This is a genomic window from Neobacillus niacini NBRC 15566 (assembly GCF_001591505.1).
Classification (GTDB): Bacteria; Bacillota; Bacilli; order Bacillales; family Cytobacillaceae; genus Neobacillus; species Neobacillus niacini.
In genome coordinates this window covers 66,415-85,017 of sequence record NZ_BCVA01000019.1, presented here as the reverse complement: position 1 = coordinate 85,017, position 18,603 = coordinate 66,415, and the positions used below count along the sequence as shown (strand labels likewise).

General features: G+C 36.9%; 15 protein-coding genes. 3 read left to right on the top strand and 12 right to left on the bottom strand.

Annotated features, from left to right (window positions below; genetic code table 11):
- Positions 1–60 precede the first annotated feature (60 nt).
- The 7 genes from BANA01_RS15280 to BANA01_RS15250 all read right to left on the bottom strand — a co-directional run bounded on the left by BANA01_RS15280 (position 61) and on the right by BANA01_RS15250 (position 8,578).
- Positions 61–1,185 carry a type I phosphomannose isomerase catalytic subunit gene (locus BANA01_RS15280; RefSeq protein ID WP_218008400.1) on the bottom strand — a complete coding sequence of 375 codons (1,125 nt, stop codon included), beginning with the start codon at positions 1,183–1,185 and terminating at the stop codon, positions 61–63.
- A 90-nt stretch (positions 1,186–1,275) separates the two neighbouring features.
- Positions 1,276–2,388, bottom strand: a complete 1,113-nt coding sequence (locus tag BANA01_RS15275; RefSeq protein ID WP_063253687.1) for a glycoside hydrolase family 88/105 protein — start codon at positions 2,386–2,388, stop codon at positions 1,276–1,278.
- Positions 2,389–2,472: 84 nt separating this feature from the next.
- Positions 2,473–3,816 (bottom strand): ABC transporter substrate-binding protein, encoded by a 1,344-nt coding sequence (locus BANA01_RS15270; protein ID WP_034676410.1) that lies wholly within the window; start codon positions 3,814–3,816, stop codon positions 2,473–2,475.
- 28 nt (positions 3,817–3,844) lie between these two features.
- Positions 3,845–4,681 (bottom strand): carbohydrate ABC transporter permease, encoded by an 837-nt coding sequence (locus BANA01_RS15265; RefSeq protein ID WP_034676409.1) that lies wholly within the window; start codon positions 4,679–4,681, stop codon positions 3,845–3,847.
- 8 nt (positions 4,682–4,689) lie between these two features.
- Positions 4,690–5,631, bottom strand: a complete 942-nt coding sequence (locus tag BANA01_RS15260) for a carbohydrate ABC transporter permease (protein WP_034676407.1) — start codon at positions 5,629–5,631, stop codon at positions 4,690–4,692.
- Positions 5,632–5,783: 152 nt separating this feature from the next.
- A complete protein-coding gene (locus tag BANA01_RS15255) occupies positions 5,784–7,118 on the bottom strand; it encodes an ABC transporter substrate-binding protein (protein WP_063253686.1) in 1,335 nt (444 codons plus the stop codon).
- A gap of 155 nt (positions 7,119–7,273) precedes the next feature.
- Complete coding sequence (locus tag BANA01_RS15250) at positions 7,274–8,578, bottom strand: Gfo/Idh/MocA family protein (RefSeq protein ID WP_034676420.1); 1,305 nt, start codon at positions 8,576–8,578, stop codon at positions 7,274–7,276.
- Between the two features lie 213 nt (positions 8,579–8,791).
- Between BANA01_RS15250 and BANA01_RS15245 the strand changes: the two genes are divergently transcribed.
- The gene (locus tag BANA01_RS15245) at positions 8,792–9,802 is read left to right on the top strand and encodes a DUF1646 family protein (protein ID WP_174524429.1); all 1,011 of its coding nucleotides are present in this window, start codon (positions 8,792–8,794) and stop codon (positions 9,800–9,802) included.
- Positions 9,803–9,856: 54 nt separating this feature from the next.
- Here the strand turns inward: BANA01_RS15245 and BANA01_RS15240 are convergent, their stop codons facing one another.
- Positions 9,857–10,879 (bottom strand): GGDEF domain-containing protein, encoded by a 1,023-nt coding sequence (locus BANA01_RS15240; protein ID WP_034676415.1) that lies wholly within the window; start codon positions 10,877–10,879, stop codon positions 9,857–9,859.
- Positions 10,880–11,100: 221 nt separating this feature from the next.
- On the opposite strand from BANA01_RS15240, the gene BANA01_RS15235 reads away from it, so the two are divergent.
- Positions 11,101–11,760 carry an FMN-dependent NADH-azoreductase gene (locus BANA01_RS15235; RefSeq protein WP_063253685.1) on the top strand — a complete coding sequence of 220 codons (660 nt, stop codon included), beginning with the start codon at positions 11,101–11,103 and terminating at the stop codon, positions 11,758–11,760.
- Between the two features lie 120 nt (positions 11,761–11,880).
- On the opposite strand, the gene BANA01_RS15230 is transcribed toward BANA01_RS15235, so the two are convergent.
- The gene (locus tag BANA01_RS15230; RefSeq protein ID WP_063253684.1) at positions 11,881–12,993 is read right to left on the bottom strand and encodes a M24 family metallopeptidase; all 1,113 of its coding nucleotides are present in this window, start codon (positions 12,991–12,993) and stop codon (positions 11,881–11,883) included.
- A gap of 128 nt (positions 12,994–13,121) precedes the next feature.
- Here BANA01_RS15230 and BANA01_RS15225 point away from each other — a divergent pair, with 128 nt between their 5' ends.
- Complete coding sequence (locus BANA01_RS15225; RefSeq protein ID WP_063253683.1) at positions 13,122–13,754, top strand: YesL family protein; 633 nt, start codon at positions 13,122–13,124, stop codon at positions 13,752–13,754.
- 29 nt (positions 13,755–13,783) lie between these two features.
- Here the strand turns inward: BANA01_RS15225 and BANA01_RS15220 are convergent, their stop codons facing one another.
- The 3 genes from BANA01_RS15220 to BANA01_RS15210 form a co-directional block, all read right to left on the bottom strand.
- The gene (locus tag BANA01_RS15220; RefSeq protein WP_034676422.1) at positions 13,784–15,607 is read right to left on the bottom strand and encodes a M3 family metallopeptidase; all 1,824 of its coding nucleotides are present in this window, start codon (positions 15,605–15,607) and stop codon (positions 13,784–13,786) included.
- Positions 15,608–15,799: 192 nt separating this feature from the next.
- The gene (locus BANA01_RS15215; protein WP_034676441.1) at positions 15,800–17,686 is read right to left on the bottom strand and encodes a glycoside hydrolase family 127 protein; all 1,887 of its coding nucleotides are present in this window, start codon (positions 17,684–17,686) and stop codon (positions 15,800–15,802) included.
- An 85-nt stretch (positions 17,687–17,771) separates the two neighbouring features.
- Positions 17,772–18,602 carry a carbohydrate ABC transporter permease gene (locus BANA01_RS15210; protein ID WP_063253682.1) on the bottom strand — a complete coding sequence of 277 codons (831 nt, stop codon included), beginning with the start codon at positions 18,600–18,602 and terminating at the stop codon, positions 17,772–17,774.
- Between the last annotated feature and the right edge of the window lies 1 nt (position 18,603).

Here is an 18,603-nt window from a genome sequence, read left to right as displayed (position 1 = left end):
AAATTATCGGTCAATTGGATAAAAAAAACAGCAGCCAGATAAAAATCTAGCCGCTAGAGTCTAATTTACATCTGGACCAAATAATCTTAATGCTTTAACTGCTTCCTTACCATTATTTACAATAGAAAAACTGGAAACTTGGGCAGGAATAAACAATTGGTCACCTTTTTTTAAAGACAGATGTTCTTCACCTGCTTTGACGGCGGCCTTGCCAGATAGTATATATAATCCTGAAAATATTCCGTCCCCCTGTACTTCAGTTTCAGTTTGAACTTCCAATTGAGTCATTCTGAAATATGGTGTCCGATTATAACCAATGAGTTCGATTTCTTTACTGCCCTCTAATTCTGTAACCATTTCAGGAACTACCTGCCAGTTTTCTAGCGTTTCTTCTCTAGTAAAAGTGTCGTACTTAAATAGATCAAACATCTTTTCAAATCCCAGGCCTTGATGTATTAAGAACTCATCAATTTTTAATCCTGAAGGTGATATTTTTTCCAAGCGGATGGTAATATCTGAAGGCTCTTGGATTTCTACCAATAAACAGCCAGAACCAATCGCATGTGGAATACCCGCTTCAATTAAGAATGTATCTCCAGGCTGGACATAGTATTTATGTAAACAAGCAAGCATGCCTTGAACATCTTGTTCTTCAAACAATAACTTCCATTGTTCTCTCGTGACACCTGGTTTAAAGCCCATATATACATGGGGAGGTTCGCCGTCGATTTCTCTGCCGCCCACAAAATGCCAGCATTCTGTTTTTCCATACAAAGAATGAAAAAGCTCTTGAGCTTGATTTCTGTCTGGATGGGTCTGAATAATTAAACGCTCTGCGGTATCAATCAACTTAACCAATACTCCAGTTTGTTTACCGTACTTTTCGAGATGTTTTTTCCCTAAGAACTCTACAGGATTATTATCCACTAAATCCTTCAAGGAGATGTCCCTGTCAGGCAGGTCTACCTTGCTCAATCCTTCATCTATTAAATGTTGTCGGTCCGCATTTCTATTGGTAGAAATAATCGACATCATCCATTCTTCAGGGTAACGACTATCCTTTGGGTCACTCATTCCATGCAGTTCATCTAATAGTTTTCCACCTAAGTAGGTCCGCCATGACCTAGCAGGCAATAACTTGATTGGCTGAGAGCCATCAATCTTCATTGAAGTAACATCCATCATAATAAACCTCCTTAATGTAATAGGTTAAAGAGTAGAAAGCTCCCATTTTTTAAATGGAAGCTTTTATTTTATGGCTTTTCTATAAATCTATTAATTTTCTTTATAGAGATCATGTAACGCCATGCTGCCTAAGATAAAGGCACCCATTCCATGAAGGTCATTTTCAGATGTTGGGCGTGATACATAGTAATCGTATGTGCCTGCAGACGTTCCGATCACAATTCCTTTTAATGTGAAAGAAGAATCATCACTTTCAACCATATGCTCTAATAAACCTGCATAGGCCTGATCACAAACCTCACGATAAGAGTCATCAACAATACCATGCTTAACAGCCTTTGCAATAAAGTACAAGAAGAGAGCTGAACATGAGGATTCTAACCAGTTATCTGGACGGTCTCCTTTATCGATCACATTGTACCAAAGTCCAGACTGTTCATCCTGGAATTTCACGATAGCAGGAATGAAACTTTGCAGGGAATGAATCCATTCTTCTTGACCACGTTTCTTTTCACCCAAAACCTCTAACAGATCAATCAGTGCAGCCCCGTACCAGCCAACTGAACGACCCCAGAAATCCGGTGAACAGCCTGTTTCTGGATCTGCCCATGGCTGGACTTTTTTCTCATCCCAGGCATGGAATAGCAAACCAGTCTTCGGATCTGTCATATGTTTTCTCATAAGCTTTTCCTGAAGCAATACATGCTGAACCAATTCTTCTTCTTGAAAATGCTTGCTGTACATAAGCATAAATGGTCCACCCATAAAGAGGCCATCTAACCACATTTGATAAGGGTATTTTTCCTTATGCCAGAAACCATTTTCAGTGGTTCTATTGATGGTATTTAAGGCGCTTCTTAATTTCTTTGCCGCAATCATATATTTTGGATTCTTCGTCTTTTCATATAGAGGAAACAATAGAATTCCCGGCATGATAGAGTCTAATTGATCTCTTTCAAAGATGACATTTCCTTCCTCATCAATTAAATGATCAAAATATGCTTGGATGTAGTTAAAATACTCTTCCTTACCTGTTTCTTGCCATACTCTATACATTCCATATAGGAAAACACCTTGGTGATAATGGAACCAATTTACTGGAGGTAAATCCTCAGCACGGAAAGTCTTCATTAATGTCTGGCAAGCTTTTTCGGCCATCATTAGAGGTGTTTCTGTTCTGATTTTATCTGTAGTTTTTCCCATTCTCTTGATCTCCTTCTCTATTTTTTTCTTTTATTTAAGGGAACTGGGTGTTAATAGAAATCAACACCCAGAATGTGGATTAAATTACTTTTTAAATGTTTTGTCGTACTTTTCTTTAGAATCTTCAATCGCTTTTGCCCATTCATCTAGGAAGTCTTTTGCTGACATTTTTCCACTCATCACTGCTTGTACCCCTGGGTCTACGACGCCATCAAGAATAGCACGATAATCTGGCAGATAGAACGGCGGCTCATATAGTTTTGTATCAGGATCATTGTAAACTTCAAATGCTGTTTTGATATGCTGTGCGTCTTGTACCCATTCATCATCTAACACATCAGAGTTTGTAGGAATTTGACCAGTTTGTTGATTCCAATAACTTTGTGCTTCTTCTGAGTTAACAAATTCTACAAATTTCCATGCTTCATCAGCATGTTCTGTTGATTTGAAGATTGCTAGGTTAACTGCATTGCCACCTTCTGCAACATATTGACCTTTTTCTGTTGTTGGCAGTGGAATTAACTTGTAAGAACCTGCAGGTAATGCTTTATTGTGCTCGCCATAAGAACCTGGATTGTGGTGTACCATTGCTACAACACCAGTATCAAAGCCGGCAATCATTTCTTTATAGCCATTTGTGATATCACTTTTTGGCGTTAATTTGTCATAATAAGAGAAATATTTCTCAACAAATTCTACGTGTTTAGGGTCATTGATGTTTGTCTTACCGTTTTTATCAAAAAAGTCTAAACCGCTATAAGCAAACATTGCTCTTTGAATGGTGAAGGACGCACCTGCACCGCCGCGGATTGTAAATCCATAACGATTATTGGCTTCATCTCTCATCTTTTCGATCACTGTAAAGAATTCATCCCATGTTTTAGGCTCCTGTACACCAGCTTGTTCAAACCAGTCTGTACGAATCCATAAGGCATCTAAATTCTGTGCATATGGAATACCATATAGCTTTCCATCTTGGGTTATTTTCTTATTTACACCAGTAGCACTTGGGTTAATTTTCTTGCTGATTTCAGACTTCTTGAAATAGGAATCTAGTGGCAGCAAAGCCTCTCGAATCGAGAATTCTGGCAGCCAAGTTGTTTGCATAGAGCCAATATCCGGAGTATCATCTGCTGCAATAGCAGCGTCATATTTTGATTTAGCTGAGCTATTCGGAATCCCAACATACTCAACATCAATATTAGGATTCTTTTCTTCAAATCGTTTAATGACTTCTTCCCAAACTGGAGTACGTGCTGGACCAGCATTTTCGTCCCAAAATTGAAGTGTTACAGGTTCCTCAGATTTGGTTTCTGCTTTTTTAGTCGTTTTTGTTGCAGCTTTTTCTTCACCACCGCACCCTGCAAGTAACATACTTGTTCCCAGTGTTAATGCAAGCAAAGAAGTTGTCATTTTTTTCTTAAACATGGTAATTCCCCCTTAAATATTTTTATAATTATCCTTTTACAGCGCCACCCATACCATTTACTAGGTGCTTCTGTGCATAGGCAAATAAGATAACTGCAGGAATTAAAGCGATTACACTTCCAGCTGCCAAAGCTCCATAATTGATACTAAATTCTCCCAGCATGGTACTTAATCCAACAGGGAGCGTAAACTTTGATTGTTGATTTGTCAGCATGAGTGCGATTAAAAATTCATTCCAAGTGTAAATGAAAGTAAATACGCCTGTTGCCACAATACCAGGCAGCAACAATGGGAATACCACATGCCGGAGTGATTGAAGTTTCGAGCACCCGTCAATCATCGCCGCTTCTTCTAACTCCTTCGGAACATTTGAGATAAATCCACTCATCAAGATTGTTGTAAACGGAATTTCGATTGCTGTATAGGTAATAATCAGTGAAAGTGGATTACTGATTAACCCTAGATTTTTGAAAATAACGAACAAAGGAATAATCATCATGGCTCTTGGAATGAATTGAGTACATAACAACATAATCATAAAACTGCGTTTTCCTTTGAACTGATATCTGCTTAATGCATATCCTGACAAAGTCGAACAGATAAGCACAACCAAAACCGTAGAAACCCCAACGATTAAACTATTTTTAAAGAAGGTAGCAAATCCGACATTGGTCCAAGCAGTGACAAAGTTTTCAGTGGTCGGGTTTACCGGCAAGTACTGCAGCGGACGTTTAATGATATCCCCTTCAGGTTTGAAAGCTGTATTTATTGTCCAGTAGATTGGAAAGATGGTAAAACTCAACAACATTGTTAAAGGAAGATATAGAGTTAATAGTTTGTCGACTTTTTTATTTGCTGTTAACATCCTTCAAATCACTCCTTTTCATATCGTGATAGTTTCAGATAAAGGATGGCGAAAACTAGTAAGATTCCAAATGAAACGACCGTTAATGCTGATCCGTATCCAAAATTGCTTCCGTGAACTGCTAAATCTGCAATATACATGGTAAGTGTTGTGGTTGAATGTGCAGGACCACCACCCGTTAAGTTGAACAATAAATCCACGTTATTAAACTCCCACACTACTCTAAGTAATGTTGTGAGAACAATGGTATTTTTTAATTGTGGTAATGTTACATAAATAAATGACTTCCATCTGCTCGCACCATCTACTTTTGCCGCTTCATATAGTTCATTGGGAATACTAGATAATGATGCTAGTAAAGTGATCGCAAAGAACGGAATACCCCTCCACAACTCAGCTATAATCACCGATGTAAAAGCTGTTGAAGTGCTTGCTAAGAATGCCTGCGGCTCATCAATAATCCCTAATTTCATAAGTAAATCATTAAGTACACCCATATGTTCGTTAAACATCAATGACCACATAGTTGAAGCCAGCACCCCTGAAATTGCCCAAGGGATAAAAGCCACCGCACGTACTAACCCTCTAAACTTAAATGTTTGGTTCAACAACAGGGCGAGGATCATACCAAACACTAATTGTAAACCAACTTCCGTTACAACCCATTTCAAACTATTTATTAAACTAGGTATGAACATCTTGTCATTCGTGAATATTTCTTTAAAGTTCTCTAAACCTGCAAAGCCATTATAATAGGGCGCCGACACATCATAGTGTTGAACACTGTAATAGAATACAGTCGCTATCGGATAAAAAAGAAAACCTAAGATAATTAGGAAAGAGGGTAGAATAAACAGGTAGGGAACCCATCTATCCTTCTTGATATTCTTTCGTTTTACCGTCTTTTCACTGTTAATAACCGTTTCAGTAACACCTTGTGATAAACTCATCTAGTTTCCTCCTCTCTGTTTTTTATAATAAATGAAAACGGTTTCTTAAATAATTAAAGATTTTAAGATGATTGATTAAAATTTTAAGATATTTCAAAATATAATTAAAAATAAAGAAGGCACCCGCTGCTTTAGTGCTGCGAGTGCCTAAATTAATCTTGGCTTATCAAATCATTATCGTATTGTTCCTTTGCCGCTTCCATTGCTTCTGCCCACTTCTCTAAAAACTCTTCCACGGTCATTTTTCCACTTAGTACCGATTGTGTACCCGTATCAACAATCGTATTTAGTATCGTACGGTATTCCGAGAGGTAGAATGGCGGCTCAAAAAGAATAGTATTGGGGTCATTATAAACCTTCTGGGCAGTCCGAATATGCGGTGAGGTCTTAATCCAGTCCTCATTTAGCACATCTAAATTAGTAGGAATTTGACCGACACTTTGATTCCAAAAGCTTTGCGCTTCTTCCGAATTAATAAACTCAATAAATTTCCATGATTCCTGCGGATACTTAGTTCCTTTAAAAATACTAATACCAATGGTGTTGCCGTCTTCTGCTACATAATGACCTTTAACTGATTTTGGTAAGGGAATCGCTTGAAATTGGCCGGAGTCCAATGATTCGTTATGTTCCGCAAAAGATCCAATGTTATGTTGTAACATCGCAATTGACCCTGAATCAAATCCAGCAATCATTGCCTTATAATCGTTTGTAATATCGTTAATGGGCGTATAGTGTTGATACAAAGCAAAATATTTCTTTAAGAATTCCACATGCTTCGGGTCATTGATTGTGCTTTTCCCATCTTTGAAGAATGTTCCAATGCCCGAGTAGGCATACATCATCCGTTGTAACTGGAAAGAACCACCTGCTCCCCCACGTATAGTATACCCATAACGATTATTCGTTTTATCTGTTAACACTTCAACGGCATGAAAGAACTCGTCCCACGTATCAGGTGTGTTCAAATTGGCCGCTTTAAACCAATCCGACCGAACCCAGAGGATATCGAGGTTTTGTGTATATGGAATTCCGTATAACTTTTGATTACTCACCATGCGTTTATTAAACCCTATCGCACCTTTATTTATTTTATCCTTTTCACTCCATTTGGAAAAATAAGTATCTAACGGCAACAATGCGTCACGCATCGAAAACTCCGGCAGCCAACTGGCATAAACACTAGCCACATCAGGTGTTTCCCCTGAAGCGATAGCCGCGTCAAACATCGCTTTTGCTGAGTCCTTAGGCAATCCGATGTATTCGACATCAATAGTGGGATTTTCTTCTTCAAACCTAGTAATTAATTTTTCCCAAATCGGCGTCCGTTGTGGTCCTGTATTATCGTCCCAAAAGACGATTTTAATTCGTTGATTTTCATTCGAGTTTGACTTTTGGACTGAGTTTTCACCTCTGCAACCCGTAAGCAACAATCCAAATACTACGATCACAGCCATCACAGAAGTTCTAAGATTCTTCCTAAACATGTTTTAGTCTCCTCTTTCCATAGCCACTATCTAAAAGTATAAAATAATTCTACTCATTTTGAAGCTGCGTGCAAAGGTCATCTCGTTGAAAAATGAAAAAAACATACTAAAAAGTTCAACTGAACGAATAGTATGTTTTTCTCTCCATTATCGTTCTAAAACTTGGTTAGTTGTTGGTCGGATTGAAACAAAATTTCTTTTATATTAACCGGCTTCTTTTCTGCAACTGAACGCCATACTGCTTCACCGACTGCGATAGAATAGGCACCTGCTTCTGATCCTGCTAATATCTCATATTTACGGCCCGGGTCTGGACCGAGGAATAGGTCGGCTAAAAGAATAGGGTCTCCTCCTCCATGTCCGCCGGGTTCTTTGACAAGTTCTATCGTTTCTTTTCCGCCAAACAGAGGAAAATAATCTATCTTTTGCTCAGGATATTCAAACGGAATACGAGAAGGTTCGTGGTACTCGGTTGTTTCAATTCTTCCTTTTGTACCGTTAATAGTCAAGCGATATCCTTCATATGGTGCTGAAAAATTAATCGAGTAACTCAGCATACTCCCGCCGTCATATTTCACTGCAGCTACATACGTATCCTCAATCGAAATTTCTTCATCAAAAATACATGCGTCCGGTCGATAATTTGTATACGGTACTTCTTTTTCATATACACCTGCTAAAAGGTGGTCGTCCCTAACGGTTGTGGAACCGATTCGGGGATTCCATCGCTTAAAATAACTGCAGTCATTCCTAACATCGCAAGTCCCGCAAAAACGACCAGATTCCTTCAGAGGATTCATTTCACCATCTTGTCCATAGTAATTCAAAGCACCGTAAGCGAATACCTCTTCTGGTTTTTGATTTAACCACCAATTAATAAGATCAAAGTGATGGGTAGATTTATGAATGGATAAGCCACCAGAATTTTCACGGCTCCGATTCCATCTTTTAAAGTAACTAGAACCATGGTACGTATCTATATACCAATTTAGGTCAATAGAAGTGATTCTTCCCACTTTCCCTTCAAGAATCATTTCCTTAATTTTTCGGTGAAATGTACTATACCGATAATTAAATGTAACAATGACTTTCCCTTTGCTTTGCACTTCAGCCTGCATTACTTTATAGGCATCCGCTGCATTTGTCACCATTGGCTTTTCTGTTATCACATTCACCTGTTTTTGAAGTGCTCTTAAAATATATTCGATGTGCGTATCGTCCCTCCCCGTCACAAGGACATAATCTGGGTTCGTTAGATTGATCATCGTATCAAATTGTTCCGGATTGAAGGTAGATACTTGGTCTAGCTGCGGATATTTTTCTTTACAAATGGTAAATCGCAACGGGTCAGAATCTAGTAATCCAACAATTTCATTTTCTCTTGAAAACTCATTAACGAGTGGTTTAATATACATTTCTAATGCCCGATTGCTGACACCGCAGATTACATACTTTTTCATACTAATATCCTCCAATTTTTAATAAAGGCAAATTTACTTGCCATCATTTTATATGAAAATGATTTCTATCTTAATGGAGAATTTTTAGACTTTTGTGTAAATATTTAAGATAATATAGTTAGATATAATATATATTTATTAATATCCTAATATTTAACGAGAAGGTTTATAATAGATTATACATAAGACAAAAAAGATAAGGGATTGGTATGGATGATTGGATTAGTAATTATTTTAATTTTGGTTTTATTTTTGCCTTTTTCCGTAAAAAAGGTTGAACACAATTTAGAAATCTTTTTGTTTGTGATGGGTATTGCGGCGGCTTTGGTTAGTGGAATGATGAATCTCCATTTAATTGAAAAAGCCCTGATTGATCCTATTACTATTACTTTAGCTGTATTAATCGCAGGATTAGTCTGTAAATGGGGGCAGGTACAGCTGGAAAAATCAATTTTATGGGTGAACCGAATTCTTTCTCCTAGGATTTTCTTCGGGCTAACCGTAATTATTTTAGGTCTTGCCTCTAGCATCATTACGGCAATAATCGCTGCAATTGTACTCGTTATTATCATTAACGTACTTCCGCTTGACCGGAAATCTGAGATTCGCTTTACTGTTTTAGCATGTTTTTCAATAGGTCTTGGCGCCGCTCTCACCCCCATCGGCGAGCCTTTAGCTACCATTACCATTAGTAAGTTAAATGAAGACTTTTTTTATTTGCTCAAATTAATCGGTCCAGAAGTAATCTCAGCCGTAGTTATCTTAGGGATATTGACAATCCTTTTAGTTAAACCCCAAGAAAGCACTGACGGTTTAACGTCTGAACAAAAAGTAGAAAGCTATAAAGAAATACTGATTCGATCTGCTAAAATTTACTTGTTTGTCATGGGATTAACATTCTTAGGACATGGTTTTGAACCATTAATAAATGAGTATATTCTTGGGCTTCACCCAACGTTGTTATATTGGATTAATATGATTTCCGCTATTTTAGATAATGCTACACTAGCGGCAGCTGAAATTAGTCCAGCAATGGACCAATCAACCATCCAGGCTGTTTTAATGGGTCTTATTATTAGTGGGGGTATGCTAATCCCTGGGAATATCCCAAATATTATCGCAGCAGGAAAACTCAACATTACTAGTAAGGAATGGGCAAGTTTCGGGGTTCCCGTTGGGCTTATAACCATGGCTGTGTATTTTGTTATTTTGTTTGTAATTTAATAAGTACAAAATAAAGAAAGAATCGATTCACTCAATTGTGTGACCGATTCTTTCTTATTTTTTCAGTACATTCATGCGAATAATAGCGCTTTCCCTCATTTCAGGTGTAAATAAGGAATAGCCGTTTCTTCCCCGCTCCTTAGAGTGATACATCGCAAGGTCTGCATTTTTTATTAATGTTTCCAAGTCTTCTCCATGTATAGGATGCAAACTGATGCCGATGCTTGGCGAAATCATAAAATTTTGCCCATAAATATTAAAGGGTTCTTTCATTCCTTTTATTATCTCGTCCGAAACATCATATGCCTCATTTTCTGAGAGTAAGTGAGGAAGTAGAATAATAAATTCATCACCGCCTAATCGAGCTAAAACATTATCATCCCTAATGACTTCTCTTAATCTAGTTGCCACAGATATTAATAACAGATCTCCTGCTTCATGTCCCAGACTATCATTAATTAATTTGAAATGATCTAAATCAAGCAGTAAAACACCTTTCATCAATAGGCTATCATTCGTATCAGGGTTTTTAAAACAGGATTTTATAAACCAGCGATTAGGCAATCCGGTTAAGGGATCGTGATAAGCCATATGTGAAATTTTCTCTTCTGCATGTTTTAAATCCGTAATATCCACCCCAAATCCAAGCAAATAATCTTCATTTGATTCTTCAAGATGGATAATTGTTTTTCCAGTATGCATATACCCTTTTTTTCCTTGAAATTCCAAAGCTACCTCATTCGTTTGAAGAGTACGCTTCTTCCATACTTCTAAGTCTATTTCCCGTTGTCTCTCAGCAATATCATTAGGAAAAAAGTCAAACACCGTTTTTCCAACAAGTTCTTCAGCCTTAACACCGTGGGCATTACAAGTTTGTTTATTTGCAAATATCGTTCGCCCTTCAGAATCCTCTAAAAAAACATTTATTGGTAAGGCATCAAGAATCTTGGAATGCAGAGAGTGATTTAAGCGAAGACTCTTTATTAGTTGTTTTTCTCTCGCCTCCAATTCTTCTACTTTTCTGCGTAATTTCTTTAATTCACTTTCATTATTCATGTGAGAATCTTGCAGATTCATGTTTATTTCCGCCTTTTAGTAATAATTTCTTTAATTGATCCTAACATAATCATATTGTATTCCTACTTATATATCTCTATAAAATTCTAACAATTTAATGAATATGTATTTGTTTTTAGACACTTAATGTTCAAGAACTTCACTTATTGTTCAAAAATGAACAAGTAATTTTACTTATAATTGAAGTAATGATGTTATCAAGTTGGATTGGATGTGTTAGAGTGGGAAAATTATTATATATTACTGCTAATCCTAAAGGGATAGAGAAATCAAAAGGATTAAAAATCGGTGAGGCTTTTATCAAAACGATAAAAGCAGAAAGTCCGGAGACAGAAATTAAAACAATCGACTTATTTACATTAGATATTGCTCACATGGACGCGGAATTAGTATCTGCAAGAGGTAAATTAGCGGGGTATGGCTATACGCTAGATCAGTTAACCGAAGGTGAAAGAGAAAAAATTCTTAAAATGCATGCAATTGCTGATGAATTCCTTTCTTTTGATTACTTTGTTTTCGTCTCACCTATTTGGAACCTCAGCTCCCCAGCAGTCTTAAAAGCATACTTAGACAATTTGTTTATTGCTGGTAAAACGTTTGCTCATACAGCAACTGGTCCAAAAGGACTCCTGACTGGTAAAAAAGCTATTCATATCAATACCCGCGGTGGTCTATACACTGGAACACCAATGAAGGATCTAGAAAGTGGAGATCGTTATTTAAGAATTGCGCTTAACTTCCTTGGTATTGAGGTAATGGATACCATTATTGCAGAAGCGTTAGACCTATATCCTCAAAAGGTATCTGAAATTGTTGAAAAAGCGAAAGAAGAAGCCATTCTAGCAGCGAGAGAAATGATAAAAAGTCCAGTCATTCACTAGGATAAAAAAACTTTCATGGGAACGGTTTCTGTTTTCAACTATAAAATATAAAAAATCATAAGAAAAGGACAACAAGTGCAACATTTGTTTGTCCCTTTTTTGTTTGTTATTTAGTGATTTTTATTTTGAATAACATATAGTTTTCCCTGGTAAAACTACTTGCAACGTTTTAGGAAATTTAGTAAATACACTGCTTCCACTTTCTGTAATAACAACATCATCTTCAATACGCACACCCATAACTCCATTTATATAAATGCCGGGTTCTACCGTCAACACCATTCCTGTTTTCAACACACCATTATTATTCAGAGTTAATGACGGTGTTTCATGTACATCAATTCCCAGTCCATGGCCTATTCTATGAGGAAAGTGGTCCCCATAACCAGCATTAACAATGACCGTTCGGGCTGCCAAATCTATATCACCCATACGAATATCAGGCTTGCAGGCATCAATTCCTACTAGGTTTGCTTCCAATACTGTATTATAAATATTTACAAATTCCTCATTTGCATGATCATAAACAACTGTTCTAGTAATATCTGATGAGTAGCCCATGTATTTAACTCCTAAATCAAATAACACTACATCTCCTTTTTGGAGGAGCCTTTTCCCAGGAACGCCATGAGGATTGCTTGCATTTTCTCCAAATAAAACCACAGGCGGAAAGGACATTTCCCTTATCCCTTTTTTCTTTAACAAAAATTCAATTTCTGCCATTACTTCAATTTCTGAAATTCCTTCCTTTAAAGACTTAATCCCAAACTCCACTGCCAAGTCGGCATATTCTGCGGCTGTCTGCAATTTGTCCAACTCATCATCACTTTTGATCAAACGCATATTGTTTAATTTTTCATCTAAAGAAGATAATCGTAACGACGGCTGTAATTCTCGTAACTTTTCAATATAAAAATAAGAAATTTCCTGTTTCTCAATTGCTAATGTTTGTATTTGATTAACGGTATCTCTCACTATATCCCAGACATTATCAGTGTCTGTATAACTAATAATCTCGTTTTCCCACCCTGCCTCTTTGACCATTGCCACTTCCATTGCCGGAACAACCATTAATGATTTCCTGTTTGGAAAAACAAATATTCCAATAAAACGTTCATGGGGCTCGTAATCAAAATTCGATAGATAAAAGATATTATGTTTAGAGGTAATTAATCCACATTCAAATTGATGTTCTATCAAAAACTGTTGCAAGTTTCGAAGTCTATCATTCATTTAATAATCCTCCTTGTTCTTACTATAAAAATTTATTTGAAGTAATAATTCATAATATTGAGAAAATATAATGTTTTTGTTACTATAATAGTAAGGTCATACAATAATTCAATATAGGGAGAAAATGTATGTTTAATTTGGATAATCGTTTTTACAGCTTTCTTAATAAGATTGTTGATTTTTTGCTGCTCAATTTTCTTTGGTTTTTATTTTGCTTACCTGTTATTACCATATTCCCCGCAACAGCTGCCATGTTTGGCGTGGTAAGAAGCTGGTTAAGGAAAGAAGAGCCAAGTACAACCAAAATGTTTTTTACTCTTTTTAAAGATAATGTTAAACACGGTTTAATATTAGGCGTTGTCTGGACCCTTTTAGGTAGTTTATTTATGTTTAACGTAGTTGTAGGCTTTCAAATGGATGGTTCTATTAAAATGGTTTTAATGCCATTTCTGCTAATCATTATTATTTTATATTTTTACACATCCGTTTTCATTTTCCCTATAATGGTAAATTACCAATTAAACTGGTTGGAAGTGATTAAAAATTCATTTTTATTTTCACTAGGGCATCCATTAATATCGCTTCTTGGAATATTCATACTGACAGTTGTGATCATGTTAACTTTCATTATCCCAATCTCATTTCTTGTACTATCTAGTACTGCTGCCTATTTCATTTATTACTTTTGCGGCAAATCATTTAACAAGGTAGAAATGAATAAAAACTTAACTTTAGGAGTAAATCAACATATTAAAGCTTAATTGTTAAAATATCTGGACATCGAATGATGCTAAAAACTTTTCTCCAATTCATCAACAATTGTTCCCACGTATGAAATTGTCTGTTTAATAACGTCTAAATTTGACATGTCCAGATTTGCCATTTTATATAATTCCAGACCCCTCATGCTGCCACCCTTTTTAAGTACATTTGTCCATTGTTCACCAACGGCACGACCTTCTGACTTTATTCGCTGGGCAATGATGGTTGCAGCAGAGATACCAACTGAATACGTAAATGGATACAAGCCCATATAATAATGCGGCTGTCTCATCCATGTTAATTTTGCCCCATCATCAATCTCCACGGTATCTCCCCAGAATTTAGATAAAATTGCTCCCTTAGTCTCACTAATAACAGAGGTTGTTAATGGTTCTTTATTCTCAGCCATTTTGTAGAGTCTGCGCAGTAACTCAGCTTCCAAAACATGAGTGACACAGTTATGATGATAACTCATCATCAAATACATATTTAACCAGCGATTTAGCCTTGGTTCATTTCTATGTTCACGTAAATAGTCAACTACTAAATGTTCAACCAATGTCGATGGTGATTCTACAAATAACATTGATTGAGCATTGTTAATAATTCGTTGATTTTTAGCTGAAAGTGAATAATGTATAGTATGCCCGAGCTCATGACTTAATAGGAGCATATCAAACAAGTTTCCACCCCACGGATAGAAGGAATAACCATGGACCCCATGAACTCCTCCCCCAAAAGCGATCATTCTTCGTCCAATATTATCTCCTCTATAAACCCATCTGTCTGAAAATGCTTTACGCATTTCATTTTGATACTCAGCACCTAGTACGCCTACAGCCTCAGTGATAATTTCCCCTGCCTCCTTATAACTTATTGGAGGATCAAAATCAGGATCTAAAGGCGCTTTCACATCGGAAAAATGAAGTGTATCTAAGCCGAGCTGACTTTTTCTTAAACGTGCATATCTCTGCATGTGTGGTGAAAGCCCTTCTTGAAACGTATCTAGAACTTGTTCAAAAAACTCCGTTGTGATCCCATCTGTCGAATAAAAGTTATTTGAGGCCGGTGAAAACTGAAGGTGCATATCAAGAGCAGATGGAAAACCTCGTAACTTTGATAAAGACACATGTTTACTTATTTCATTGGATAAAGTTTTTGCGAGTCCATGTTGATAACCCTTTAATCCTTTCTTTAAGGATTGATATGCATTTCTTCGTAGGATTGTATCTGGAGAAGTTTCAATCTGGGTCATGTACATGTGTAAAGACACAGGTACGTTATTGCCATTCATATCTTTTACTAGTTCAAACTTCAAGTCCGAAGAAGTAACGGTAAGATAGATGGATTCAGGAGAGTCTAAGGTTTGACCTAAAGATGCCAAAGTTTCCTCAATATCTGGAGATAATGAATGCTGACGTGTTTCATCAACCCTTTGTAAGAATCGCTCAAATATTTGAAGATCCTTTTCTTCATCCACGTATTTTGCCATAGCCTCCTTCGGTATTGCTATTAACCCATTAACAAGTTTCGTAGATACCTTATTTCCTTTACCAGATAATAATTGAGATCGACCCATCATCTTTTGATTTAGCGGATCTGATTCATCCTCTGAGTATTTGAAAAAGCAATAGCTAGTGATACGTTCAAGTCTTTCCATTAAATCATCGTATTTCCGTAAAAAATTAAGGATATCAAGTGAGCTGGATAAAAAAATCATTCCTGTTAATATTTCATCTAATTCCTGTTCAGCGGCTAAGTACGCACTTTCCCATTCAAGATCAGAAGGAAAAATATCGGTTAAATTCCATGTTTCTTCTTCCGGTACTTCTTTACGTGCAATAAGATTCATTTAAATTCTCCTTTTCTATTAATTGCTTCATAACATCCTTCCATGCTCCCTTAATCTGGCAAGCAAACGATCAGGTTCCATCTGCAGAAGATATTCCTTGTTTAAATTACATCGCATGCTTAAATTGGCCGCCAAAATGGCAACATCTTTTAAATCAAATTCCTGTGCATTCTTTTCCTCCCTTTTCCACGATTATTTTACTTCCTCTTGAATCCAAACCCTCATTTGTCCCGGCTCTCGGTTATCCCAAGCATAATATGGAATGGCTGTTATTTGAAAAGGCTTGTTCCTTGGTTTGTCGGTCGAATAAAGTTTATCCTCCCATTTAAGATCATCGGCAAGCTCTGCACCTCCTACGATTTTAACTACACCGCCAAGAAGTGTTTCATCATAAATGGAAGTAAGAATTCCTTCCTTAGTAAGAGAAAGTTTATGCAAGGAGTCCACATTATCTATTGATTCCAAGCAATAAACTATTGGTCCCTTTTGGATGGCCACATGATTAGCATTTTGTCTGACATTGGGATGAGAATACATCCTTTCAATTGGCATATAAAGCTCTAATTCTATCGAATCGTTATTCTTCCACTCGCGTTCAATTCTGACATATCCTTTTTCAAGTTTGCCGGCAATTTCTATCTCTTCGTTATTCACTATTAATTTTGCCCTTTTGCACCAATCAGGAATTCGCAATTTAACACCAAAAATATCTGGCTTATCTAAGTTAATTTTGATTGCTATACTGCCATTCCAAGGATACTCTGTTTTTTGTTTGAATATAATTTGCTGTCCATGTAAGTCAAACTTTGCTTCTCCTTGGACATATAAATGGACAACAAGGTCATCGGCCGTTTGTGAATAAACATAACCACCCAAAGAAGCAAGTAATCTAGCAAGGTTCGGAGGACAACAGGCACAGCCAAACCACTCCTTACGATGACGATCCCCAATACTTGCTAAAGGATTCGCATAAAAGAACTTTTTGCCGTCTAATGAGACACCGCTAATGACACCATTATAAAGAGCTCGTTCCATTGCATCAGCGTATTTTCCATCACATTCCAACTGAAGCATTCTTTGATTCCAATAAACTAACCCAATGGCTGCACAGGTTTCTGCATATGACGTTTCATTCGGAAGATCATAATCGTAGGTAAAACCTTCATTTTTTCCAGTTGAGCCAATTCCACCCGTAATAAACATATTTTTCGTATGTAAATGATTCCATAATCGTTCACATGCTTTTAAGAGTGACTCGTCTCCAAATTCTCCAGCAAGATCGGCCATGGCAGAATACATGTACATTGCCCTAACAGAATGTCCAACCACTTTACTTTGTTCCCTTACCGGTTTATGAGATTGGTTATACTCTTTAATATTGTCTAGATACTTCATAAACTCATCAAAAAATCCTTTTCTATCCACTTTTTCTTGCGTAAAATAGTGAGGCTCTTGGCCACGTTCATCAATAAAGAATTGACTCAATTTTAGATAACGTTTTTCACCGGTAATTCGATACAATTTAACAAGCGCCAATTCAATTTCTTGGTGACCGCAATACCCTCGTCTCTTCCCTTCTTCCAGTCCAAATACGGAATCAATATGGTCGGCATAGCGGCAGACAACATCTAATAGTGTTCGTTTTTTCGTTGCCTCGTAATGAGCTACCCCCGCTTCAATTAAATGACCTGCACAGTATAATTCATGTGCATCACGCAAATCGGTCCAACGTTCACCTGGTTTTACAACCGTAAAGTAAATATTAAGGTACCCATCAGGCTGTTGTGCTGAAGCAATTAAGGTAATTACCTCGTCCACCAACCTATCCAATTCAGGATCTGGATGGGTTGCAAGGCTATAGCTTGCAGCTTCCAGCCACTTAGCTACATCGGAGTCCCAAAATATATGTGGTTCATTATCCATGCCTGGTTTCCAATTTAGCTTGAAAGCATCAATTCTACCTGTTTCTTTACATTGTTGATATTGATGAGGAATCGTTTGCTCCCGATTGACTTTTATACGCGGGGACCAAAAAGCATCATCGATAACTACTTTAGTAAAAGATACTGGTTTTAACATTTTTTGCTGTAGCACATTCATATTTATAAACTCCCTTCTAATCAAAAAAATATTGTCCTAAAAAAATAAAGGGTTAGGTTGGTGACTAACCCTTTATACCCGTTAAACTAATACCTTCAATAAAGTATCGCTGACCGATAAAGAAGATAACAATTGCAGGCAACGTCATGACTGCCGCCGCCGCCATCATAAGATGCCAGTCAGCTGCGTATGATCCTTTTAATTGTAAAAGACCAAGGGCTAACGTATATTTTGCTTCATCATTTAAGAAAATCAATGGACCAAAAAAATCATTCCAAACGCCCATAAAGGTAAAGAAGCCAACTACTAGCATCGGGGCCTTTACTAATGGAAGCAATATCTTCGTGAATATTTGGAAATGGCTTGCCCCATCAATTAATGCTGATTCATCAAGTTCTCTAGGAATATTCATGAAAAACTGACGCATTAAAAATATAAAGAAACCTCCGCCGCCAAAAAAGGCAGGGATAATCAACGGCCAAAATGTATTAATTGCTTCCAGTTCAGACCACATTAAAAATGTAGGAATGAGTGTAACCGCTCCAGGGAGCATCATGGTGGCAAGAATTAAACCAAACCACATATCCCTGCCTGGGAATTTCAATCTAGCAAAACCGTAGCCGCACATACAGCAGGTAAGAATGGTCCCAATTAGAACAGGAATTAAAATAATTAACGTATTTTTAAAGTAGAGTAAAAAGTCGATGATTGAAAAAATTTCTACGTAGTTCGACCACTGAAACTCTTCCGGAAGAAGTTTTGGTGGAAACTCAAATATTTCAGTTGTAGTCATTAAAGAACTGCGAATGAGCCATACAAAGGGGATTAAGCTAATTATAGCTCCTACAATTAATACGAATAATGATATTGATCGATTTACAGTTTTTAGTTTCATC